Raw genomic sequence first — 24979 nt, 5'->3', positions numbered from 1 at the left:
AATGTATTACATTTTCTCTGGAGCGCTTACGCCGATTAAGCGTAACGCATTTGCTAATGTTACGCGTACTGCGTTAATTAAAGCTAAGCGTGCTTCTGTTAATTCTTTATTGTCAGGGTTTAGTACTTTTTCTGCATTGTAGAAGCTGTGGAAGCTTGCAGCAAGTTCTTGGATGAAGTTTGCTACTCTATGTGGTGTACGGTGTTTTGCCGCTTCCGCCACAACTTGTGGGAATGAGCCCACTTTCTTTAATACTTCCTCTTCTTTTTCTGCAGTTAATAAATCCAAGTGATCAAGTGTCGCCGCAAAACCTTGTTCTTCCGCTGAGCGTAGAATTGAGCTAATACGTGCGTGTGCATATTGCGCATAGTAAACTGGGTTTTCATTTGACTGTGATACCGCTAAATCTAAGTCAAAGTCCATGTGTGAATCACATGCAGCTTTCACGAAGTAGTAACGTACTGCATCTAACCCTACTTCTTCCACTAAATCACGCATTGTTACAGCATTCCCTGTACGTTTACTCATTTTGTACTTCTCGCCGTTTTTATAAAGTTGAACCATTTGAATTACTTCAACTTCTAATTTTTCGCGGTCATATCCAAGTGCTTGAATGGCAGCTTTCATACGCGGAATGTAACCATGGTGGTCAGCACCCCAAATGTTAATTAACTTATCAAAACCACGTTGGATTTTATCTTCATGGTAAGCAATGTCAGGTGTTAAGTATGTGTATGAGCCATCTGATTTCACTAACACACGGTCTTTGTCGTCACCGAATGTCGTTGAACGGAACCAAGTTGCTCCTTCTTCTTCAAACACATGACCGTTAGCTTTTAATTTATCTAACGCAACATCGATTTTTCCGTTTTTGTATAAAGATGTTTCTGAATACCAAACATCGAAATTTACACGGAAGTTTGCTAGGTCATTTTTTAGTTTGTCTAATTCTAGTTTTAAACCATTTTCACGGAAGAAATTGAATCGTTCTTCATCCGATTTATCTAAGATTGAATTACCGTGTTCTTCAACAATTTTTCCAGCAATAGCAATAATGTCTTGTCCATGGTAGCCATCTTCCGGCATTTCTGCATCAAGACCTAGTGCTTGTTTATAACGTGCTTCTAATGAGTATGCTAGGTTGTTAATTTGATTTCCAGCGTCATTAATGTAATATTCACGAGAAACAGCATAGCCTGCAAAATCTAACACATTACATAATGAGTCACCAAATGCCGCACCACGTGCATGGCCTAAGTGAAGGTCACCAGTTGGGTTTGCAGATACAAACTCCACTTGTACTTTCTCGCCACCACCAGATGTTGAGCGACCGTAGTTTTCACCTTGTGCTTCAACAGCTTTTACTACTTGAGCTAAGAAATCTTTACGAACAGTTATGTTAATGAAACCTGGTCCAGCTATTTCAACTTTTTCAATATCTGTTCCTTCTGTTTCAAGATTTTCTAAAATGCTTTCAGCGATTGCACGAGGTGGCTTTTTCGCTAATTTTGTTAGTTGCATTGCAAGGTTAGTTGCATAGTCACCATTTGCTTTATCTTTTGGTGTTTCTAGATGAATGTTAAGTTCAGCTGCATCTTCAACGATTCCAGCTTTTGTTACAGCCTGTGCTAACGCAATTTTAATTGACTGTTGTAATTGTTCTACTGCGTTCATGCTTGTCCCTCCGAATAGTGTATTTCCAATTGATATTCTCCAACGGCTTGTCCACCAATAATTAAATCATAGTTTACATAAAAACTTCCTTCGATAGAAGTTTCATCATTGTGAGCATGATTTAATTGATGCGTTTTTGTAAGTAACGGTAACATACCGTATGGCGATTCATAATGTCCGTTTTCCTTTATTTCTAAATTAAATGGAAGTCTCATATTGACACCGCCGCTTCGTAATATTGAAGCTTTATCTTCATTCAGCCGAACCGTAGTGCGAATACTCTTTCCATCTAATTCTTCCACGTAACGTAAATACATTTTATCTCTTTTTTGAATAAAGGATCCTTGTAACCAAAGCTCATATGATTCGCTTTCCCCTTCAGTTGGAGTGATCGTTGATTGTAATTTGATTTTTACTTGTTTTTCAACATCGATCATACTGTGGTCACTTCCTTTCCTTATATAACCTTCATATTATACATTAGACCCAGCACAAAGCACAACATATAACGGAGCTAAACTAGCTTAATCAGCATTCTATATTAATGTAGGTTTTAGTAAAAAAAAGAATGCCCAATCGGACATTCTTTAAGAAACTTCTTATTCCACTTCAAGATCGATCTGAAGATTTTCCTTTTTATTCTTATTCGCTTTCATAAAGAATAAGACTGCTATAACGGCTGTAATAATAACGCCACCAATTTGTGCAATGTTAAGTGCTAAACCAAACCCTAAGTTACTGTCGTATAATATATAGGTCATTACCATAGCTGTAATAAAGAGAGCTGGAATAAGGGAAATCCAGTAATTCCGTCCCTTTACAAGTAAATACATTGTTGCGATCCAGAGGGCAAGTGCGGCCGTTCCTTGGTTCGCAAAGGAGAAATATCGCCATAAAATATTAAAATCAATTGTTGTTAACCAATACGAAACGACAAACATTGGAATAGCAATCATTAAGCGCTTTGCCATTTTTATTTGGTTGATATTTAAATAATCTGCAATGATATTTCGCGCTGCACGGAACGCAGTGTCGCCGGATGTAATCGGGAGTACAACTACACCAAGTACAGCAATCGTACCACCAACCGCACCTAAAAGTGTAACTGCTACTTCATTTACAACTAGGGAAACTGTCCCTTCACTAATTAAACCTTGAAGAGTTTGACCATCAAAAATACTCATTGCAGCTGCTGCCCAAATCATGGCAATTACAGCTTCTGCTATCATCATTCCATAGAAAATATAGCGACCTTGTTTTTCATTTTGCGTCGTTCTGGCAATTAACGGTGATTGTGTTGCATGGAAACCAGATAATGCTCCACATGTAATTGTTAAAAATAAAATCGGAAAAATTGGCAAATTGGCAGGGTGTAAGTTTTCAAATGATAATTCAGGAATCCTATATTCAGAGAATAATAATGTAAAGCCAACCCCTATTGTTCCAATTAAGAGGATCGCACCAAAAAAAGGATAAATACGACCAATAATCTTATCAATTGGCAATATAGTAGATAAGAGATAATAAATAAAAATTGCAAATATTAAAAAAATAAGTGCGATTTTACCATCTATTAGAACATAAAGTAAACTCGCAGGTGTACTTACAAATACTGTTCCTACTAACAATAAGAGAAGTAGCGCAAAGAAATTCACTAAGTGTTTAGATATCTTCCCCAAAAATTTACCTGCTAATTCAGGGATGTGAGCTCCTCTGTTACGAATTGAAATCATCCCTGTTAAATAATCATGAACAGCTCCCGCGAAAATTGCCCCAAAGACAATCCATAAAAATGCAACAGGACCAAATAATGCACCCATAATTGGACCGAAAACTGGACCTGTTCCTGCAATGTTTAATAGCTGAATTAAAGCGTTTTTTTGTTTACCCATTGGTACATAGTCAACGCCATCCGCATTCACATAGGCAGGTGTTCTTCTGTTGGGATTTATACCAAACACTTTTTCAACAAATTTTCCATACGTAAAATAAGCAATAACCAATAAAACAACAGCAACTAAAAAGGTAATCAAATGTTTCCCCCCTCATACTTTTGTAAACGTTTTCCTTTTGTAACATGTTATATAAATCTATAAAACTTTATTACAAACTTTCATAGAATATTTACGTTTTTCTACGATTTCCCTCGTACTCATCATAAATCGGAAAAATAAAGTGGGAATGCTTTATTAGTAATTTAACGCTATTTTTACATCTAGTTTAATTGCTTCCAAAGTGCAGTTCACATGTTTTGACAGTGGCAAAAGCTTGCGGCAGTCATGATTAAAAAGAACCTGAATTTATATTCGTTTTAATTCACCTGCATAGATGTATTTAAAGGGGCCAAAACCAGAAACGGATAATATAACACGGTCATCTTTAAAGCGCAGTATTTTATCTATATAAATCGTTAAATCGTCTTGTTCTACAATTACGTACTTCGTCTTATCCTTCGGCACTTTATACGAAACATCTGTTTCTTCCGCAACTACACAACATCCTTGTACAATAAAACTCGAAATAGTAATAATGTTTCCCTTATTTTTCATATACATTTTTACATTTTCTTCTACAACGACCGATAGATTCAAGACAATTTCCCCCTTTAATAATTTTTTAAAATTAAATAGGGCTGTTTTCGCCACGTTTGATACTCTAACCATCTTCCCGTATTCGTTAAGTTGTCCCTGAGGCAGGTGGTGAGCCTTCTCACATATAAAGTACTATGGGGCTTATGTTAACAAATTTGATTTTTGCGGTGAAAGACAGCATAATAATAAAAATTGGTATTAATTACACATTATTCAGAGATGTACATTATTAAAACTTGTGGACCTTCACTTTTGCGTAAAAGTTGATAAATTTAATTTAACTCAATAGAAAACGTGTTGCTCCCATCTCCTTATAGCTATAGCTAAAACATCACAATAAAAAGCACAGAGAAATTATTTTCTCTGTGCCTCACTCACATTATTTCACCCAGCCTAATATCATTTCTCTTAACAATTTCGACGCCGTATTTGAAGTCATTTCTGATTGGTCATAGATCGGAGCAACTTCCACTAAGTCAAAACCGACAACATTTACATCACTACCAGCAATGGCATGGATGGATGCTAATAATTCTTTTGATGTGATACCACCAGCGTCAACAGTTCCTGTTCCCGGTGCATGTGCTGGATCCAACACGTCAATATCGATTGTTACATATACATTACGACCAGCTAATGTTGGAAGGATTTCCTTTAATGGCTCAAGCACTTCAAATTTTGAAATGTGCATACCATTTTCACGAGCCCAGTCAAATTCTTCTTTCATACCAGAACGAATTCCGAAAGAATAAACATTATTTGGACCAATATGCTCAGCAATTTTACGAATTGGCGTTGAGTGGGATAAAGGCTCCCCTTCATAATCAGTACGTAAATCAGTGTGCGCATCAAAGTGAATGATCGCTAAATCGTTATATTTTTCGTAAACTGCTTTCATCACTGGCCAAGATACTAAATGTTCCCCACCCATACCAACAGGGACTTTGCCGTCAGCTAAAACCCTCTTTACAAACTCTTCTATTGTATCTAGTGATTTTTGTGCATTTCCGAAAGGTAATGGAATATCACCAGCATCAAAATATTTCACATCATCTAGCTCACGATCAAGGTACGGGCTATATTCTTCTAATCCAATTGATACTTCGCGAATTCTGCCTGGACCAAAACGTGATCCTGGACGGTAACTTACAGTCCAGTCCATAGGCATTCCGTATAATACCGCTTTTGATTCTTCATAATTTGGATGACTTTTAATAAATACATTTCCTGAATAAGTTTCATCAAATCTCATTAATATCACCTACTGATTATATTTTGTATTTTCGTAATAAAAGCACGTTTTTTCTATATGAAATGTGTTTATCTGAATTATTAAAGACATTTCATAATGATTTTTTTGTTCTAATGTCCTTTAGAGGCACTATTAAAGACATTTCATGACGATTTGCTTGCTGTAATGTCCTTTAGGGGCCTTATTAAAGACATTTCATGGCGATTTTGTCGCTGTAATGTCCTTTAGAGGCCTTATTAAAGACATTTCATGACGATTTGCTTGCTGTAATGTCCTTTAGGGGCCTTGTAAAAGACATTTCACAATGATTTGCTTACTGTAATGTCCTTTAGGGACCTTGTAAAAGACATTTCACAATGATTTGCTTGTTGTAATGTCCTTTAGGGGCCTTATTAAAGACATTTCATAACGATTTGCTTGCTGTAATGTCCTTTAGGGGCCTTGTAAAAGACATTTCACGATGATTTGCTTACTATAATGTCCTTTACAAGGCTTATTAAAGACATTTCAAGGCCATTTTCTTGCTGTAATGTCTTTTATAGATATTATCAAAGACATTTCTAACCTGTTTTCACTTCGAAATGTCCTTGATCACACTTATAAAGATATTTCCATCCGATTTTCACTTCAAAATGGGCTCCATCATGCTTATGAAGGACATTTCCACCCAAATTTCACTCCAAAATGGGCTTCATCACCCTTATGAAGGACATTTCCACCCAAATTTCACTCCAAAACGGGCTTCATCACCCTTATGAAGGACATTTCCACCCAAATCTCACTCCAAAACGGGCTTCATCAACCTTATGAAGGACATTTCCACCTGAATTTCACTCCAAAATGAGCTTCAGCGCCCTTATGAAGGACATTACCATCCGAATTCCACGACAAAATGATCTTCATCACTTCAACGCAGACCTCAAACTTGAAATTCCCCATACCTATAATACTCTTCCCATTTTCCAACTCTTTAAATTCTCAAACGAGAATTTTCTTCTACGAAAGAATTCGCTGAAAATTATGAATAAGTCTCGATTTGAAACTTTTTCTCTATTATATCCGTATTAATTTGTATACAAAGTTACCATTATTCCAGAAATACGGTCTCATTTGTAAACTTTTCCTACAATACAAAAATATGAATTCATATCCATCAGAAAAGTATAGTGTTTTTCTGGTATTGTGCAACACTTTTTTCGAAAAAAACTAGATTAAACGAAAGATTTCACGTCTATACTATCGTTAATTGGAAAGAATGGGGTGAATATGGTTGAAAAGACGAAGCTATTTTCGTAAAAAAAGACGACAAAAGTGGGTAAAAATAACAGTACTAACCTTTGTCGGTTTCATATGTGCCATGGCTGTAGGGCTTTTGTCATTACGTATTTACGCCCAAATTGCAGGAGCACCGCCTCTCATCATACCAAAAGCATCAGTATTTTTAGATAGTAATGGAAATAAAATCGGCGATTATTACACCGAAGAAAGACGTTACTGGATCGAGTTAGAAGAAATGTCACCCTATCTACTAGACGCGACCATTGCTGTTGAAGATAAAGATTTTTATTCACACAATGGATTTGACTTATCTCGAATTGCAAGTGCGATTCTAACTGACATTAAAACGCAAAGTATGGCTGAAGGTGCTAGTACACTTACACAACAACTAGCCCGTAATCTCTACTTAACACTCGATAAAACTTGGTCGCGAAAATTTAATGAGGCGCTTTATGCTTATCGATTAGAAATATTCTATTCAAAAGATGAAATTCTTGAAGGCTACTTAAATACCGTTAACTATGGACATGGTATGTACGGAGTTGAAGCAGCCAGTCAATATTACTTTAGTAAATCAGCTAGTGAGTTAACACTTGCTGAAGCTGCAATGTTAGCAGGAATTCCAAAAGGTCCTAGCATTTATTCTCCAATTATTAATTTTGAAAAGGCATCAAATCGTCAAAAGCTAATATTAAGTTTAATGGAAGACCAAAAAATGATTAGTGCAACTGAAAAAGAGCGTGCACAATCCCAACAAATCGTATTAAAAAATGATGAATGGATTGCTTCACGTAAGATTGCACCTTACTTTTTAGATACTGTTTGGCAAGAAGCAACGAATATATTAGAAAAACAAGGGTTAAACATCCGTGAAGGCGGTTGGACAATTCGGACAACCTTAAATCAGGCTCATCAACAAGCGGCGGAAGAAGCTGTTGAGAAACATATGCCTGACAACGAGTTGCAAGTAGGTTTTGTTAGTATGGATGTAGAGAAAGGTTATGTTACAGCACTCGTTGGAGGACGTGATTATGGAGTAAGTCCTTTTAATCGTGTCACTCAGGCAGCACGACAACCTGGCTCCACAATTAAACCGATTCTTTATACTGCCGCACTCGAAAATGGATTCTCACCATTAACTTATTTAGAAGTTGGCGAAACGATTTTTACCTATGATGGTGGAAGATCAACATATCAACCGAAAAACGTTAATGGGAAGTTTGCTGATAGTGCAATGTCTTTAGCGCAAGCAATTGCTATTTCAGATAACATTTATGCAGTGAAAACATTACAAGAAATTGGCCATAATGATTTTCGTGATATGTTAAAACGTTTTGATTTATCCTACTCTTCAGGGGATAATCCTTCAGCTGCACTTGGAACAATTGAAACGTCTTTATACGATATGACAAATGCTTATAATATCATTGCTGCCAATGGTCAAAAACGGAAACCAACGACTATTATTTCCATTCATAATGCTAAAGGAGAGGTAGTTTACGAATATAGTCCGCCAGCACCAGAACAAATCGTTTCTGAACAAGATTCATTCATAATGACACAGTTAATGACTGGTATATTTGACCCTGTATTTAACGATTATTCACCAGCAACAGGTGTCTCGTTAAGACCTCGAATGACACATACTTATGCTGCTAAATCGGGTTCAACTGTTAGTGATAACTGGTTAATCGGTTATACACCGAGTGTTACAGCAGGTGTTTGGAATGGATATGATGCAGGAAAAACCTTAACCGATTCGGACGATAAAAGTGCTACAAAGCTAATTTGGATAGAATTTATGGAAGCTGTTCATAAAGGTAAGGATAACGAATCCTTTAAAGTTCCTAGTGGTGTTGAAGGCGTTATCGTAGATATTGAATCTGGAAAGATTGCAACAGACGCTTGTCCTAAACAAAGACTCGTTTATGTGAAAACAGAAGATGTGCCTACTGAAAAGTGTTCACTCTTTGAGAATGAAGATTGGGATCAATTCTTCAACTTGTTCGATTTAGAAGGTTTTACAAATATATTCGGATTTTAAGGTAACAAAAAAGCTCTCTCTTATTTGGAAATAACTTTCCAAAACAAGAGAGAGCCTTTTTTTGGGCAATCGAGGCATGAAAATTATGGGGCATTCGGCTTGGGTATTGTTCAAATGCCGCATAGTTTTCATAGCCTTCAATTAGCCACAGTGTCCTAGTTCATTATTTGAACTATAATGTTAATGTACCTTTTTTTACCGCTGGTTTCAATAAAGGATTAATTGGTAAAGATAACTGTCACACTTTGTTCATAATTAACACTATTCCAACGATGTTTATGTTGACAAAAGCGCTTTCATTCAATCTTCAAATTATCTTAAAATAGTTTAGTTAGTTTACTTGCAAATCGTTTTTTAACTGTTCTTCGCTTCGATCCCACATTTCTTGGTTGTGGGTTTGTAAGAATTCTGCAAGTACTTGCTTAGAACTATCGTCCATGTTATCAACTAGAATCTTGCGCTTTAATGATTTATCCATTCTGTTTACATGGTCAGCAAGTATTTTATATCCGCGTCTTTTCTCACGATTAACAACCATTTCACAAGCTGTGACACCCGCATAATATGGACCATCTTCTTTAAAGTCGATTGTAATCCACACTAGCCAATAAGGTTTACCACCTTCAGAATCTTCCCGATTTATTGTAAACTTAATGCCCTTTTCTACTGCACTTTTCGCATGCATCGCCCCGATATCAATAAATGCACTTTTCTCTTCAATATCAATAAATAACGGCGTGACATTTTCTAAAGATAACGAACCTATGCCATACCCTTTATGTCCATCTGTTGGGTCATCTTTAATAATAGTAAATCCAATTTTTTGTTTTGGTTTTTCTCCACTTGTCATTGTAAATCCCTCCATCTAAGCCTATTATAATGAATATACACTAATTATATCCACTAAGGAGGATGCAACATGCCAATCGTAACTATAAAAATGATTGAAGGTCGTACAGATGAGCAAAAGAAAGCATTAGTTGAAAAAGTGACAGAAGCAGTAGTAGAAACTGTGGATGCCCCTGCAGAAGCCGTTACTATCGTTATTGAAGAAATGGCTAAAAATCACTATGCTAAAGCTGGCGTTCGCGCTAGCGATAAATAACGTAAAAGAGAATCCCAATACGAGGATTCTCTTTTTATGTACATCAGAGATTGTTTATCTTAAATAAACATAATCTCTTTCGGATAGTACACTTTATAATCTACTTTAATATTATTTGCCATTGCCGAAACGATATGAGACTGCTCAGAAAGTTCTCGTATTTCACCACTCGGCATTTCCAAGTAGATTGGTTTTTTCGTTGTTTTATCACCTGGTCGATAAAAGTCATACGGCAAATCCGATGTGGAATCTGGTTTTACATAATACTCAGGGTCGAATCCCTGTGCCCTCACCTGCTCGATTAACCAAGCATAACGTTCTGGCTCCTCTTCAGGATTTAAATCAACATGGGCAAACAAATCGCGGTTTATAAATCTTCTACTTAAATCTTTTAAAATGGCATCCTCTTCATCCATCCAATATTGGAAATAGGCAAGCAATATATTTTCATCTAAAGCTAAGTAGTCTTCTAATGTTACTCTATTTTCAAAGAAGGAATGGAAGTGAATCGGGTCAAACTTAAATTGATAACCTTCATCATATAATTGCTTTGCACGTTTTAATGTTAAGTTAAGAACCGTTTCGGCACTTCTAGAAACAGGATGAAAATAGATTTGTAGGTACATTTGATACCTAGACATAATATAGTCCTCTATTGCATGCATCCCAGTCGCTTTAAAAACGATTTGTCCTTGTCGCGGACGGATCACTCTTAAAATTCTTTCCATATCAAAATGGCCATAACTTACCCCTGTAAAATAAGCATCCCGTTGTAAGTAATCCATTCGATCGGCATCTATTTGACTTGATATAAGACTCACTACAATATTATTTGTATAATTTTTTTCAATAACTAGGGCAACTCTTTCAGCAAAATCCTCCGACACTTTCCTTAATACTGCATTGACTTCTGTGTTTCCTAACAATATCTCTCTTGTATAATGTTCGTGGTCTGTATGAAAAACATTTTCGAAAGCATGGGAAAACGGTCCATGGCCTAAATCATGAAGTAACGCCGCACATAGAGCAACTAAACGTTCACTTTCATCCCACTCTGGACGTCCTCTGAAGACATCATCTACAATTCGACGAACAATTTCATAGACACCTAGCGAATGGTTAAAACGGCTATGTTCTGCACCGTGAAACACTAGGTAAGAAGTGCCGAGCTGTTTAATTCTTCGTAAACGTTGGAACTCTTTTGTGCCTATTAAATCCCAAATAACTTGATCGCGCACATGAACATAGCGGTGCACAGGATCCTTAAATACCTTTTCTTCTACTAACTTAGAATTAGCGTAATTACTCACTGTCCACACCTCACTCCCACAATCTTACTATCTATTATATGTGAGTTTTGAATTATTTTCATTAAACTCTATTATTTAATTGTACACAAAAAGACTATCTCCTTCATTTAAGGCGATAGTCTTTAGTTTATTATTTCAGTTTCGCTTTTACTTTTTCCATTAACTCATCTTCTGTTAATGCATTAAGTGGTCTTCCATTCACAAAGGTAAATGTTTTTTTACGACCTGGACCACAATATGAATGACAGCCAATTTCAATCGTTGCTTCTGGATCTAGTTCTTTTAACTTTGGAATTAACGTTTTTAAGTTAACGGCCTGACATTCATCGCAAACTTTAAATTCGTTTGCCATTTTGTCCACAACCCTTTCTATTTGTATATTTCTTTTATTCATTAATTGAATATTTACGAGTCTTTTTTCACAAATGCTATTTTATATTAACTAATACATCCCTTTCAAGCAAAAAACAGACTAATCCGTCAAAGGTCTTAAGAGATGATATAAATCACTAAAAATTTTTTACTATTAAAATAATAATTATGAATATTTTTCTAAAATATTGGCGATGATACATTATGAACAAATAAAACTATTAACATCACAGGAGGTTAAATAATGGTCAAAATTAGACAAGATGCTTGGCTTAAAGAAAACGATGAACTGCTAGCGGAAGCTGTTTTGCGTCACGTTAAAGAAGGTAGTACTCAATTAAACGCTTTTGAGGAAGCAGGCGATGCATTAAATCGTACGGCAGCTGCATGTGGTTTTCGTTGGAATGCGGTTGTCCGTCGTTTATATGAGAAAGAATTAGCAGAAGCTAAAAAAGAAAGAAAAGAGAGAATGAGAGTGTTAGGAATGAACGGTAGACGCCGTAACCAAGGTGTTTATTTGCTTCCATCTTCCACTCAAACTAGTGAAGATGTTAAATCTATTCCTCTTTCAGCTCTTAATCTAGATATCGTAATTGCTTATTTACTTCGTTTACAACATAACGGTGGCTCTGACAATGAAGCTACTAAATGGCGTCAAGTTGCCAATGCTGCAACAGAGAAAATTAAAGAACTAGAGAAAAAGATTTCTTCTTTAGAATCGGAAAACCGTGCAATTCGTGAAGATTATGAACAATTCGTACAAATTATGAATCGTGCTCGTAGACTTGTAACTTTAGAAGAAGACGAACAGCGTATTGCTCCTGTGTTTAAGATGGAGAAAAACGGCAATCTCGTTGCAAACTATTCTACTAATGTTAGTGATCAAGGAAAAGAAAACGTGGATGTGCCTCACTAAGCACATCCAAAGTTTTTCTCTTACCTATTCATTTCTCTCAAGCATTCTTTTATTTCGCTCAAAAATTCTTTTCAAATAAAAGTCATAGTATTCCGTTTCGGTATCATGGAGATTTTCCAGATTCATATCACCAATAGACTGCACGAAATTTTGAAGGTTGAACACAGTTTCATAAACTGTAATCTCTCTATTTAATAATTCACTTAAACTTGCCATTACAGATGGTTTTATAGTTGGATAGACAAATTTAGTTGTCTCATTTTTCAAACTAACTTGATAAAAATCACGAATGAGTTCTGCTCGTTCGCTTCCACTACCTTCAATGCAAAGATAAATTTGTACAGCAATCCCTTGTCTAATTCGACGTTGTGATATTCCTGCAAATTTTCTTCCATCAATACTTAAATCATATGAACCTGGGCAATACGAACCAACAATTTCATAAGCTTTAATATCGTTTGCTACCTCAGGAAATAGATTTTTAATAAGTTCAACCATCACATCATAACCATCGTTAATACTAATCAAGTGTTCTCTTTCAGATAATACGATGGATATATTTAGTACTCCCGGATCTAACACGACTGCTAGTCCACCAGAGTTTCTAACAATAGCTTGATATCCCCTATTTTCTAATAGGTTAATACCTTCTTGCACAAAAGGCAATCGATGGTCTTGTATACCTAACACAACCGTTTTATCGTGCACCCAAGTACGAATAGTTGAGTCACACATCCCTTGTCCTACTAAATGACAGAGGGTATCATCCATCGCAAAAGATTCTAATGGTGTACGATTCTTCGAGCTAATGGATTGATCGATAAAACGCCATTTTTTTTGATTTAGTAAGTGATTCATTTTTGTATACTCCTAAATATCCATTTTAACATTTGCTACACTTTTTAAGCATACACGTTTTACATTTTGATGAAAAGTGGGCACACTATTGTCGAAATGATGAATTTCACTAATTTGTAGCATTCAAACCAAGGAAATATTTTGGATTTATGCTAAGATTGTAATTGATAATGTTAATCAATTAAGGGAGTGTTCAACCAATGAATGAAGCAGCTATTACATTAGACGGCTGGTACTGTTTACACGATTTCCGCGCAATTGACTGGACTTCTTGGAAATTAGTTTCTGAAGAAGAACGTACAAAAGCAGTTGAGGAATTTGTACAATACTTAGAAAAATTAAATGAAGCACATGTGGCAAAAACAGGATCCCATGCTTTTTATTCAATTCTTGGTCAAAAAGCTGACTTTATGCTAATGATTCTTCGCGAAACTCCAGAAGAACTACAAGAACTTGAAGCAGAATTCAATAAATTAGCAATTGCAGACTTTACAGTTCCTACGTATTCATATGTTTCTGTGGTGGAACTTTCAAACTATTTATCAAAAGAGTCAGATGAAGATCCATACCAAAACCCACATGTACGTGCACGTCTATACCCGGAATTACCACGTACAAAATATTCTTGCTTCTATCCAATGGACAAGCGTCGTGAAGGCAATGACAACTGGTACATGCTATCTATGGATGAGCGACGTGATTTAATGCGTTCTCACGGTCTAATTGGTCGCTCATATGCAGGTAAAGTTAAACAGATCATTACAGGTTCAGTTGGTTTAGATGATCACGAATGGGGCGTAACTTTATTCTCTGACGATATGCTTCAATTCAAAAAAATCGTATACGAAATGCGTTTTGATGAAGTATCTGCACGTTACGGAGAATTTGGTGAATTTTTAGTTGGTAACCTATTAGATAACGAAAAATTAGTTAAATTTTTATCAGTAAATAATTAAAAAATAGACCAGTAGCCAATTTAGGTTACTGGTCATTTTTGTTCATCATTTGACTTTAAAATTAATATGATTGTATTAATGAAAAAACCAATAAACAAAATCAAGATAAATAAATACCAATGCAAAGGTTGATGATAGAAGGATCCAACAATAAATGCTAAAACTGCACTAATGACAATTGCAATCCAAGGTCCTAAATGCAAATTACCAACCCCTCATTTTAATGTATAATACATTCTCCTTACCCTTTACACTTCCTAAAGACTACGAACACTCTTATTACCATTATATTAATGAAAGACTTAATACTTACTTAAATACAGACATCGTTCAAAAATTTTTCACTGTAATACAATTTTCTACAATTTTATTATTTTTTATTCTGAAATGTTAATTGTTGCATACATTATTTTGAGGAGGTATGAATGATCGAAGTATTTGTAACGAATGAATCTTGACGGTAACGGTATTGTTCTAAAAACGTGCTCATTGGTTTTTCATACCTACAGATGAGTGACCAGTTATCAGTGATTAAAATGGTTCACTAAAGTGCTATTAATTCCACTGTTTCTTTGCCTCCGTCCTAGGTTTACCGAGGAATTTTAATTTAAAATTGAAAGGATGTTTTTGATTGTCTTATTATTATTGGAATGCTAACAGCAATCAGCAACAACCGAATACTGCGTTCCCACAATTTCAGTTCCCAACCCAAACTCAACAAACACAACAAACTCAACCACAATTCCAATTTCCAACCCAACCACCAAGTCAAGCTCAATCACAACAGCAAATGAATCCTATGGCCGCTTTTACAGCTGCCCAAATTCGTGGTGAAGAATCATATATTGAGAATATTTTAAGATTAAACAAAGGGAAGGAAGCTGTGTTTTTCTTCACTGTTCCTTCAGCGGAAAGAGAAGGTGGAAATACGGTTGAAGTTCGTGGTGTAGTTGTTGAAGCAGGTCGCGACCATGCAGTTATTCGCGAATTTGAAACAGATCACTATTTCCTATTCCCGATGATCTATTTCGACTTTGCTAGATTTGAAGAACCAATTACTTATTTAAATAATGGTATGGTTATGAATCAACGAACACGATAAAATGTACTTATATATTGAAAACCCACTTCATTATTGACAATCAATGAAGTGGGTCTCTTTTTCGTTTTATAATTTAAATTTTTGAACTTCAGATTGCAATGATTGCGCTTTTTCACTTAAATCAACGGCTATTGTGTTTACTTGCTCCATCGTTGCTGCTTGTTCCTCAATTGATGTTGCTATTATTTCTACATCTTTTGAGGAGTTTAAAGAACTGCTTGAAATCTCTGTAACCGATGCAGAAACCTCTTCTGCACTAGCTGAAATCTGTTCTGCAGTTGCTGAAATTTCAGCTATTTGTACATTCATCTTTTCAATGGCATGTACAATGTTTGAGAATGCATCCCCTGCTTCTCCTATAATGATCACACCATCTTTTACAGATGTAATTGAATTGTGTACGGCTTTTGTAACATTAGTAGTATCTTTTTTAATTTCTACCGTTAAATCCACAATTTGACTAGCAGATGCTTTTGATTGTTCTGCAAGTTTACGAACCTCATCTGCCACAACAGCAAATCCTTTACCATGTTCCCCGGCACGTGCTGCCTCGATTGCTGCATTTAAAGCAAGTAAATTTGTTTGCTCCGTAATTTCAGTAATGACTCTTGAGATGTTTTCAATTTCATTCGTTTGTTCACTTAGTTTTTGAACAAGATTATTGACCATGTTCGTTGAATCATAAATTAAATCCATTTGTTCTTTAGCATTGATGATTATTTTACCACCACGTCTTGCAGTATCGCTTGTATCTATTGAACTTGTATTTAAGTCTTGGGTCGATTCTGCAATCCTACTTACTCCTGCAGCTGTTTCATCCATTGCTATAGCACTATCATTTGCAGATTGCGCATTTGCGCCAGCACTTTTCGCTGTCGTTTTAACACGGGATGTAATATCCTCAGTCGTTGCTGTAATTTCTTCAGTACTAGCTGATAGCTCACTTGAAGCTGCGCTTAAATGATCTACGTTTTGTTGCACGCTTCTTATAAGTGATTTTAGGTTATTTTTCATTGTATTAAATGAATTCGCAAGCTGACCAATTTCATCCTTTGTATGGTGATTCATATCTTCTAATGTTAGGTCACCTTCCGCAATTGCTTCCAAGTTCTTAACAGACTGTTTAAGTGGCGTTGTAATTGTTCTACGTACATAAAGAACGAAGAAACCAGCTACGATTAAACTGACAATTAATATAACAATGGACGTTAATTTCGAAGTGAACATAGCTGATTCAGAATCTTTATTAACGATATTTAGTTGCTCATTTTGATATTCATCTATTAATTCAGTAGTTGCTACTAGACTTTCAAAAGCATCATTTAAATCTGTAGACATAATTCGTTTTGCTTGTTCGACTTGTCCAGAACGATACTCTTTAATAGCTAAATCAAGGTTTATATCGTACTGTTCCTTATCTTGTAGCATTTGTGCTAGATAGCCCTTCATTGTATCACTAATGACTAATGCATTTAATTCTTCTAGATCTTCCGTTAACGAATCTTGATAAGATCTTAACTCCTCCTGGGATTTTGTTGAACCAGTTAACATTATATTTCGAGAATGCAATCCCTGCATCGCAATTGAATTACGAATAGAATCAGCTAGTTGAATTTGTACAAACCGACTATCTAAAGTTTCTTCCATTTTGCTTTCAATATTATTTAAGTTAAAGAAGTTAACTCCCATTGAAATGCATAGTAAAGCTATTAATGTATAAAACGCTGTATTAAGTTTTCCCCCTATGCCCACACTCTTCACTCTTTCTATAAAAGTTACATTCTAGATGAATAGTCTATTATACATTACCTTTTAATAGTAATATTAAAATAATTTATATTTTGTAAATAATCTAATATTATTTACTCTCTTTTAAATATTCTAGCGTTGCTAAACCTAATGTTTTCGCTGCAATAAGCATTGCTCTTTCATCAAAGTTAAATTGTGGATGGTGATGAGGATATGCTGTTTCCCACGAAGGATCTTTAGCACCAGTGATATAAAACGTACCTGGAACTTTTTCAAGATAATAAGCAAAATCTTCCCCAATCATTAGAGGGTCACACTCTATTACTTGTTCCACCTCATTGATTTGACCAGCGACTTCTGCTAAGAACTTTGTTTCTTCAGGGTGGTTAACAACTGGTGGATAACCTCTAAAGAACGTATAATCATAAGTTGCATGTGCACCTTCACAAACCGATTTTAATAGTAATTCAATTTCTTTCTCGATTTGAGTACGAATATCTTCATCAAACGTTCTTACAGTACCTTTTAATTCTACTTTTCCTGCAATTACGTTAAATGGATTGCTTGCTTCAAAATGACCTACCGAAATAACCGCAGATTTTAACGGGTTAATTCTTCTAGAAACAATAGATTGTAGTTGCGTCACAAAATGTGAGGCAATTAAAATAGCATCGACAGAATTATGTGGCTCTGCACCGTGCCCACCTACTCCATTGATTGTAATTTCGAATCGATCTGCCGCAGCCATAATAGGCCCTTGACGAACCCAAACTTCTCCTAATGGTGTTGGTGCCCATAGATGTGTTCCAAAAATAACATCTACACCGTCTAAACAACCATCTTCAATCATCGGTTTTGCCCCACCTGGTGCTAATTCTTCAGCAAATTGGTGAATGAACACGATATTGCCCTCAATTTCCTCTTTCATTTCAGTTAAAACTTTAGCAAGTACTAAAAGCGTAGCTGTATGTCCATCATGACCACATGCGTGCATTACACCATCTACTTTGGATTTGTATGGTAGATCATTTAGTTCTTGAATCGCAAGTGCGTCAAAGTCAGCACGTAATGCAACCGTCTTGCCTGGTTTTGCTCCACGTAATGTAGCAACTACCCCTCTACCTCCAACACCTTCTCGAACTTCAAGACCAAGTTCACGATGATAATTTGCTATATAAGCAGGTGTATGAACTTCTTGAAATGATAGCTCAGGATTTGCGTGTAAGTAACGTCGAATTGACACCATTTCTTCAAATCCTAGTTCTAGTTTTGTTAATAAGTGCTCCATTAAAAAGCCTCCTTCTTATTTCTATTAATTTTCAATTTAATAAATTATTCTTCTTAGATATGATACCTTATTTTTACCTTTTCTGTAAAAATAGAATGAATCGTTCGAAATCGTAAAAGGATAAAAAATGAGGGCATCCAGAAATACTAGCTTTCCAGATACCCAAATCTCCATCATTTATTTCGCATGTTTACTTACTGAAACAATGACTAAAATCCATCCTGTTAGGAATAGAACGCCACCAATTGGAGTGATTGCACCTAAAGTTTTAATCCCTGATAGGGCTAGTACATATAAACTACCTGCAAAAAATACGATGCCTAAATTCATTAAAATAGCTGCCCACTTTAATGTTTTAACATTTCCCATTAACTTTGTACTCATCAGAACCCCAATGATTATTATTGCAACAGCATGGAACATTTGGTATTGTACTGCTGTGTTCCAAATACCTGTTCCATAATCATCAAGAACTGCTTTTAGTGCATGTGCACCAAAAGCTCCTAATGCAACTGCAAAAAATCCGTGTATACTACCTGAAATAATTGAACCCTTCATGTCATTTCCCTCAATTTCTGTTCATTAATGTATGTTTCAATTGGTTTGTCACCTAAAAATCAAATATTGAATTTCCGTTAGCTCCATCGTCTTCTTTTATTGGATTCGACTGTAGAGACGGTTCGGTTGTACGATTTAATTGTACTGTTTGAGGTAAACTTTGTTGTTGGAAATGATTTTTTGTCACAGAAATGTTAGAACTTTGTTCAGTTAGAGCAAGTTCACAGAGCGCTCGAATTGCAATCAATTGCTCGCGAATTAGTTGGTCATTTTCTGTACTTTTTGCAAGTTGTGTATGTTTTTCAATTTGCTGTAATAATGTTTGAGTGGATATCATCGTTTCGCCTCCTGCTTTTTTTGTTTATAATGCAAGCAATCCATTCCCGAGGATTGTTTAACGACTACTGAAGGTAATTGTCTCGTTTTAAATCCATAGGCAGCACAGCCTCTTGGATTGTTTTGATCCCATGTAACTTTAAAGTATTGGCATTGAAAACAATTTATTCGCAAAAAGTGACTCCCTTCTTTCTAATACGAATTCTTTAAATTGGCTGGTCAATTTAAAGGATTATCCTTCTATTTATTGTTCATCTAGACACCAGTCAATCGGCTCTTTCCCCCACTGTTTTAACTGGTCATTGATTTTTGAAAATGGCTTACTTCCAAAAAACCCTCTATGTGCACTTAATGGACTAGGATGTGGCGCTTGTAAAATGATATGATGGGATCCATTTTGTTTAATGATCGTTTGTTTCGTTTGAGCAGGTTTACCCCATAAGACAAAAATTATCGGGTCATGTCTTCTGGCAAGTTTTTCGATTACTGCATCGGTAAATTGTTCCCATCCAATCCCTTTATGTGAGTTCGCTTCACCTTTGCGGACAGTTAGTACTGTGTTCAGCAAAAAGACTCCTTGCTGCGCCCACTTCATTAAATAGCCGTCTTTCGGAGTAGGACATCCTAGGTCATTTTGTAACTCTACAAATATATTTCGAAGACTTGGAGGATGTGGTACACCCTTTCTTACAGAAAAGCACATGCCATGAGCTTGTCCCGGTCCATGGTACGGGTCTTGTCCTAATATTACTACTTTCACATCTTTATAGGAAACAGTATTGAAAACATTCATGATATCCTCTTTAGCAGGATAAACTGTATGTAAGTTGTATTCTTGTGCAACAGTTTTTCTTAGTTGTTGATAATATGGTTTCTCCAACTCTTCCGCAAGTATTTCTTGCCAATCATTTTCGAATACTTTTTTCATACTCAAACACCTCTTCTTCACGGTACTTCAAAGAGTTGTAGATTTCAATACGAGATTTGTGTGGGTACCTATTTGTGTGGGTTGTGTGTGTACCTGGTACACACACAATTCAGATACAATTTAGATTATTCCGAATTGTTTGTGTACCTGTCACCCGAACAATTCAAGTAAATTCAGAATATTACAAATTGTTTGTGTACCTGGTACCCGAACAATTCAGAATTGTTCGGGTACCAGGCACCGAATAAGAGGCACCGGTTAAGGTGAGACATTTTCATTTCATAAATTAGAAATTTTTACTATACTATTAAATACAAAACGAAAGCTGTGGAAAGGAGAATTAGGATGAAGGAAGTTAACATAAGCGAGCTCCAAGGTTTGCTTAACTCATTCGCGAACAAAGACGTCTTTATTCACCTCGAAACGACGAACGGTTCATATGCTTCACATTATGATGAAAAGTTTTTTAATGCCGGAGCTTTCATTCGAAATGCGAAAATTCGCTATGAATTAGGAAAAGTTGTCGGTGAATCCCCCCACCGCGTCGGATTGAAAATGGAGCATGGTTGGGTGTACGCTCAAGGAATTACACATTTTACTTTAGATGAACAAGGGCGCCTGTTGATGGCTGGATTAGACTATAGTGGAAAACTTGCGGTTGCACTAGAAATTAGTGAAACACCATTTACTTATTAAGGAGAGATGAACAAATGACTCTACAACCTGAACGTCATGTATTAGTCGTTTTCCCTCACCCAGACGATGAAGCCTTCTCTTCTGCTGGAACGATTCGACTTTATCGTAATATGGGCGTACCAGTTACATATGCATGTTTAACATTAGGAGAAATGGGACGAAACCTTGGAAATCCACCATTTGCAACACGTGAATCCCTTCCTGAAATCCGTCGAAAAGAGCTAATTGCAGCATGCGAAGCAATGGGCATTGAAGATCTTCGTATGATGGGTTTACGCGATAAAACCGTAGAATTTGAAGATGATGAAAAAATGGTGAAGCTCGTTACAGACTTAATCGATGAAATAAATCCATCCTTAATCATCACATTCTATCCCGGCTTTGCTGTACATCCAGATCACGAGGCTACTGGCCGTGCTGTTGTTGAAGCTGTTCGTCGCATTCCAAAAGAATCTCGACCTCGAATTTATGCAGTAGGATTTGCTAATAATACAATGACTAAACTCGGTGTACCACCAATCGTACATGATGTAAGTAGCGTAAGAAAAGACAAAGAAGCAGCACTACGCGCCCACAATTCTCAAACCGCTTGGATGATGCAAGAAACGCAACATCGATCCGAAGAAGAAACTACAAAGCTTGATAGTTGGTTTAATGTGGAATCTTATTATCTTTATACATTTGAAGATTAATAAATATGCAAGGGCAGGATACTAATCCTGCCCTTTTTAATCTTGTAAAAAACTAGTGTTTATTCCTCTGATAACTTCCATGAATTTCGTATATTCCCTCTATTTATCCACAAAATAAAAAATAGAAAAGTTCATTAATAGTTTCGGAAGTTTCTGAATAATATTTCTTTTTATATACATATAGACAAATGAATATTAAACCCTTATAGTGTATAAATATTCAACAAATACAATTTTACTTCTGAGAGGGAAAGATCATGACTACAAAATTCACACCATATACATGGTTTTTATTTATCGTTTTATCTGTAGTAGGTGTTTTCTTATTTATAACACCAATTGATACAGGGGACGGACTAAAAGTACCAATCGCTATTCTAGCGAATTTCTTATCGGCTAATGTCGTTTCATTTATACATTGGTTTGCATTTATAGTATTTATTATCGCAGCTGTGGGATCGATTATTATGCATTTTATTCCTGCAAAAGAAAATCGTACGCTAGCTGATTCTTTATTCCGTGTTCATTGGTTCTGGACTATAATGCGAATACTTGCTGTTATTTTTGCAGCGATGTATTTATTCCAAATTGGACCTGAAGCTTTCACTAGTGACTATACATCTGGATTATTAATTACACCAGATGGCGGATTAGTAACAATGATGTTCTCATTATTCTTATTTGCAGGATTATTATTACCGTTATTAACTGACTTTGGTCTATTAGAATTCTTCGGTTCAATGATGGTTAAAATTATGCGACCATTATTTAAAATTCCTGGCCGTGCTGCTATCGACTGTTTAGCTTCATTTGTAGGTGACGGAACTATCGGGGTTTTATTAACAAACAGACAATATGAAGAAGGCAACTATACTGCACGTGAGGCAGCAACAATTGCTACTACATTCTCAGTAGTATCGATTACTTTCTGTTTCGTTGTTCTTGAAACAATTGATATGAGCAATTACTTTGTACAATTTTATGGATCAGTTATTTTTGTAAGTATTATTTTAGCATTAATTATGCCACGTGTATTTCCATTAAGTCGTATTGCAGATACAAAGATTGATGGAACTAACCCTCCTGCTAACCGTGAAGATGTACCAGAAGGCTATAACGTGTTCTCTTTAGGTATTAAAAATGCTCTTACAAAAGCTGAAAGCAATAAAAATTTAGGACAAGTAATTGGTTCTGGTTTAAAGAATGTTTTAGAAATGTGGTTTGCGATCACACCAATCATTATGGCTTTTGGTACAATTGCCCTTGTTCTTGCAGAATATACAAGCTTCTTTAAAATTTTAGGTATGCCATTTGAGCCAATTTTAGCGCTACTTCAAATTCCTGAAGCCGGTGCAGCAGCACAAACGATGATTGTTGGTTTTGCTGATATGTTATTACCTGCAGTATTAGGTGCTGGCATTGAATCTGAAATGACACGTTTCTTCATTGCTACTGTATCTGTTACACAATTAATTTACATGTCTGAAGTTGGTGGATTAATCTTAGGTACAAAACTTCCATTAAATATTTGGAGATTGTTTGTAATCTTCTTAATCCGTACGATTATTTCAATTCCAATCGTTGCAGCAATTGCACATATTTTATTCTAATAAAGATAGAGAAGCTGGCTTGAATGCTAGCTTCTTTTTTTTGAGGCAAGTTATTAATTTGGAAAAAATTAATTTTGTACTTAAAACGTTTTCATTTTGAAAATTTCGAAAAAACGTTGATTTTTATGTTAAAATGATAAAATGTTCTAACAATAACGGAGGTTACAAAACGATGGAAGTTACTGGTACGAAATCATATGCAGTTGAAAATATTTTGAAAGCCCATCATCTTTTGAAAGATGTAGTTGTACATACACCACTTCAAAAAAATGACTATTTATCAGAAAAATATGGAGCACACATTTATTTAAAACGTGAAGATCTACAATCTGTTCGTTCGTTTAAATTACGTGGTGCATATTATAAAATTAAAAAAATAGAGAACGAAGCACGTAATAGCGGGGTTGTTTGTGCAAGTGCTGGAAACCATGCACAAGGTGTTGCTTATTCCTGTGCACATTTAGGTATTAAAGGTGCCATTTTCATGCCTTTAACGACACCAAAACAAAAGGTTGACCAAGTTCGCATGTTCGGTCGCAATCAAGTAGAAATCATCTTAGTAGGTGATACATTTGATGATTCAGTTGCAGCTGCGAAAGATTATTGCGAAGAGCACGATATGATTTTTATTCATCCTTTTGATGATTTAGATATTGTTGCTGGTCAAGGTACTGTAGCAGTCGAGGTATTAAACGACATTGAAGAGCCATTAGACTTCATCTTTGGAGGAATTGGTGGCGGCGGTTTAATGTCTGGGGTTTCCGCTTATATGAAAAGCATCTCGCCGAACACTAAGGTAATTGGTGTTGAACCAACGGGTGCCGCAAGTATGAAAGCCGCAATTGAAAACGGCAGCCCTACCCACCTTCCTAAAATCGATAAATTTTGTGATGGTACTGCTGTGCAATTAGTTGGTAATGAAACATACAACATTTGCAAACAGTATTTGGATGATATCGTTGTTGTTCCTGAAGGAAAAGTAAGTACAACAATTCTCGATTTGTACAACAAACACGCCATCGTGGCAGAGCCATCTGGTGCCCTTCCTGTATCGGCATTAGATTTATATGCAGATCAAATTAAAGGAAAATCTGTCGTTGTCATTATTACAGGTGGAAACAATGATATCAGTCGTATGGCAGAAATTAGAGAAAAATCATTATTATTTGAAGGTTTATTATATTACTTCATCGTGAACTTCCCACAACGTGCAGGTGCGTTACGCCAATTCTTAACTGTGGTCCTTGGTCCAAACGATGATATTACAACATTCGAGTATACAAAGAAAAACAATAAAGAAAGCGGTCCAGCTTTAGTCGGGATCGAAGTAAGTAAACCCGATGATTACGAAGGTCTAATTGAACGCATGCGCGTGAATGGCTTTGAATTTACTGAAGTGAATAAAGATAGCCAATTGTTCGGGCTGTTAGTATAAGGTTTTGGTAGACTCTGCACTTCCCTTTTAAGGGAGTGCGGGGTTTTTTATTTGCGGGCGGTTTCTTCTACTTATTTGCGATTCCTGAGTTACTTGCGATTTCGCGTAGTATACTTGCGAAATTTGGATCTTTAGTAAGCCCGAAATATAAAAAAACGTACCTTATTGGTACGCATTACGAATAGCCCTACTATGCTAATTTTTTTCAGATAGAGGGCTATTTTGCACA

Annotated in this window: 26 protein-coding genes; 10 read left to right on the top strand and 16 right to left on the bottom strand. The window is 35.9% G+C overall.

Features of this window, described 5'->3' with window-relative positions; genetic code table 11:
- Positions 1–6: 6 nt before the first annotated feature.
- The 5 genes from argS to speB form a co-directional block, all read right to left on the bottom strand.
- On the bottom strand, positions 7–1674 hold the full coding sequence (gene argS, locus CRO45_RS00120) for an arginine--tRNA ligase (RefSeq protein ID WP_097147598.1): 1668 nt from the start codon (positions 1672–1674) through the stop codon (positions 7–9).
- The gene (locus CRO45_RS00115; RefSeq protein ID WP_097147597.1) at positions 1671–2111 is read right to left on the bottom strand and encodes a DUF1934 domain-containing protein; all 441 of its coding nucleotides are present in this window, start codon (positions 2109–2111) and stop codon (positions 1671–1673) included. The genes argS and CRO45_RS00115 overlap by 4 nt, the downstream gene beginning before the upstream one ends.
- Positions 2112–2273: 162 nt before the next feature.
- Entirely contained in the window at positions 2274–3707 is a 1434-nt protein-coding gene (locus tag CRO45_RS00110; protein ID WP_097147596.1) for a carbon starvation CstA family protein, read from the bottom strand.
- Between the two features lie 267 nt (positions 3708–3974).
- A complete protein-coding gene (locus CRO45_RS00105; protein WP_097147595.1) occupies positions 3975–4265 on the bottom strand; it encodes a CC/Se motif family (seleno)protein in 291 nt (96 codons plus the stop codon).
- A gap of 379 nt (positions 4266–4644) precedes the next feature.
- Positions 4645–5517 (bottom strand): agmatinase, encoded by an 873-nt coding sequence (gene speB / locus CRO45_RS00100; protein ID WP_097147594.1) that lies wholly within the window; start codon positions 5515–5517, stop codon positions 4645–4647.
- Positions 5518–6787: 1270 nt separating this feature from the next.
- Here speB and CRO45_RS00095 point away from each other — a divergent pair.
- Entirely contained in the window at positions 6788–8839 is a 2052-nt protein-coding gene (locus tag CRO45_RS00095; protein WP_097147593.1) for a transglycosylase domain-containing protein, read from the top strand.
- 331 nt (positions 8840–9170) lie between these two features.
- Here CRO45_RS00095 and CRO45_RS00090 read toward each other — a convergent pair whose 3' ends face one another.
- Positions 9171–9689, bottom strand: coding sequence for a YwhD family protein (locus tag CRO45_RS00090; RefSeq protein WP_097147592.1), 519 nt, complete (start codon positions 9687–9689; stop codon positions 9171–9173).
- 69 nt (positions 9690–9758) lie between these two features.
- On the opposite strand from CRO45_RS00090, the gene CRO45_RS00085 reads away from it, so the two are divergent.
- Entirely contained in the window at positions 9759–9944 is a 186-nt protein-coding gene (locus CRO45_RS00085; RefSeq protein ID WP_097147591.1) for a 2-hydroxymuconate tautomerase, read from the top strand.
- A gap of 59 nt (positions 9945–10003) precedes the next feature.
- On the opposite strand, the gene CRO45_RS00080 is transcribed toward CRO45_RS00085, so the two are convergent.
- Both CRO45_RS00080 and CRO45_RS00075 read right to left on the bottom strand, forming a co-directional pair.
- On the bottom strand, positions 10004–11254 hold the full coding sequence (locus tag CRO45_RS00080; RefSeq protein WP_097147590.1) for an HD domain-containing protein: 1251 nt from the start codon (positions 11252–11254) through the stop codon (positions 10004–10006).
- 130 nt (positions 11255–11384) lie between these two features.
- On the bottom strand, positions 11385–11606 hold the full coding sequence (locus CRO45_RS00075) for a DUF1450 domain-containing protein (RefSeq protein ID WP_097147589.1): 222 nt from the start codon (positions 11604–11606) through the stop codon (positions 11385–11387).
- 264 nt (positions 11607–11870) lie between these two features.
- Between CRO45_RS00075 and CRO45_RS00070 the strand changes: the two genes are divergently transcribed.
- A complete protein-coding gene (locus CRO45_RS00070) occupies positions 11871–12542 on the top strand; it encodes an RsfA family transcriptional regulator (RefSeq protein WP_097147588.1) in 672 nt (223 codons plus the stop codon).
- A 24-nt stretch (positions 12543–12566) separates the two neighbouring features.
- Here CRO45_RS00070 and CRO45_RS00065 read toward each other — a convergent pair whose 3' ends face one another.
- Positions 12567–13400 (bottom strand): lipoate--protein ligase family protein, encoded by an 834-nt coding sequence (locus tag CRO45_RS00065; protein WP_097147587.1) that lies wholly within the window; start codon positions 13398–13400, stop codon positions 12567–12569.
- A 200-nt stretch (positions 13401–13600) separates the two neighbouring features.
- Between CRO45_RS00065 and hemQ the strand changes: the two genes are divergently transcribed.
- Complete coding sequence (gene hemQ / locus CRO45_RS00060; RefSeq protein WP_097147586.1) at positions 13601–14356, top strand: hydrogen peroxide-dependent heme synthase; 756 nt, start codon at positions 13601–13603, stop codon at positions 14354–14356.
- A 32-nt stretch (positions 14357–14388) separates the two neighbouring features.
- Here hemQ and CRO45_RS19955 read toward each other — a convergent pair whose 3' ends face one another.
- Positions 14389–14559 (bottom strand): hypothetical protein, encoded by a 171-nt coding sequence (locus tag CRO45_RS19955; protein ID WP_170949365.1) that lies wholly within the window; start codon positions 14557–14559, stop codon positions 14389–14391.
- A gap of 428 nt (positions 14560–14987) precedes the next feature.
- Between CRO45_RS19955 and CRO45_RS00055 the strand changes: the two genes are divergently transcribed.
- On the top strand, positions 14988–15458 hold the full coding sequence (locus CRO45_RS00055) for a spore coat protein GerQ (RefSeq protein ID WP_235864491.1): 471 nt from the start codon (positions 14988–14990) through the stop codon (positions 15456–15458).
- Positions 15459–15524: 66 nt separating this feature from the next.
- Here the strand turns inward: CRO45_RS00055 and CRO45_RS00050 are convergent, their stop codons facing one another.
- From CRO45_RS00050 to CRO45_RS00025, 6 genes are all read right to left on the bottom strand, one after another.
- Positions 15525–17210 (bottom strand): methyl-accepting chemotaxis protein, encoded by a 1686-nt coding sequence (locus CRO45_RS00050; RefSeq protein WP_097147585.1) that lies wholly within the window; start codon positions 17208–17210, stop codon positions 15525–15527.
- Positions 17211–17316: 106 nt separating this feature from the next.
- Positions 17317–18495: a M20 family metallopeptidase gene (locus tag CRO45_RS00045; protein WP_097147584.1), complete on the bottom strand. Its 1179-nt coding sequence runs from the start codon at positions 18493–18495 to the stop codon at positions 17317–17319.
- A 177-nt stretch (positions 18496–18672) separates the two neighbouring features.
- Positions 18673–19053 (bottom strand): DUF423 domain-containing protein, encoded by a 381-nt coding sequence (locus tag CRO45_RS00040; protein WP_097147583.1) that lies wholly within the window; start codon positions 19051–19053, stop codon positions 18673–18675.
- 52 nt (positions 19054–19105) lie between these two features.
- Complete coding sequence (locus CRO45_RS00035) at positions 19106–19390, bottom strand: YwdI family protein (protein WP_097147582.1); 285 nt, start codon at positions 19388–19390, stop codon at positions 19106–19108.
- A complete protein-coding gene (locus CRO45_RS20235) occupies positions 19387–19563 on the bottom strand; it encodes a uracil-DNA glycosylase (RefSeq protein ID WP_097147581.1) in 177 nt (58 codons plus the stop codon). Before CRO45_RS20235 ends, CRO45_RS00035 begins: the two co-directional genes overlap by 4 nt.
- 70 nt (positions 19564–19633) lie before the next feature.
- Entirely contained in the window at positions 19634–20317 is a 684-nt protein-coding gene (locus CRO45_RS00025) for a uracil-DNA glycosylase (protein ID WP_097147580.1), read from the bottom strand.
- A gap of 345 nt (positions 20318–20662) precedes the next feature.
- Between CRO45_RS00025 and CRO45_RS00020 the strand changes: the two genes are divergently transcribed.
- The 5 genes from CRO45_RS00020 (at position 20663) to CRO45_RS19950 (ending at position 24935) form a co-directional block, all read left to right on the top strand.
- Positions 20663–21013 (top strand): YojF family protein, encoded by a 351-nt coding sequence (locus CRO45_RS00020; RefSeq protein WP_097147579.1) that lies wholly within the window; start codon positions 20663–20665, stop codon positions 21011–21013.
- A gap of 14 nt (positions 21014–21027) precedes the next feature.
- Complete coding sequence (gene bshB2 / locus CRO45_RS00015) at positions 21028–21705, top strand: bacillithiol biosynthesis deacetylase BshB2 (RefSeq protein WP_097147578.1); 678 nt, start codon at positions 21028–21030, stop codon at positions 21703–21705.
- A gap of 257 nt (positions 21706–21962) precedes the next feature.
- Entirely contained in the window at positions 21963–23315 is a 1353-nt protein-coding gene (locus CRO45_RS00010) for a YjiH family protein (protein ID WP_097147577.1), read from the top strand.
- 172 nt (positions 23316–23487) lie between these two features.
- A complete protein-coding gene (gene ilvA, locus CRO45_RS00005) occupies positions 23488–24750 on the top strand; it encodes a threonine ammonia-lyase IlvA (RefSeq protein ID WP_097147576.1) in 1263 nt (420 codons plus the stop codon).
- 35 nt (positions 24751–24785) lie between these two features.
- Positions 24786–24935, top strand: a complete 150-nt coding sequence (locus CRO45_RS19950; protein ID WP_170949364.1) for a hypothetical protein — start codon at positions 24786–24788, stop codon at positions 24933–24935.
- Positions 24936–24979: the final 44 nt, after the last annotated feature.

Source organism: Ureibacillus acetophenoni (genome assembly GCF_900220965.1).
Lineage (GTDB): Bacteria > Bacillota > Bacilli > Bacillales_A > Planococcaceae > Ureibacillus > Ureibacillus acetophenoni.
Note: the sequence above shows the minus strand (reverse complement) of the source record. Positions and strands in the feature narration are given on the sequence as shown.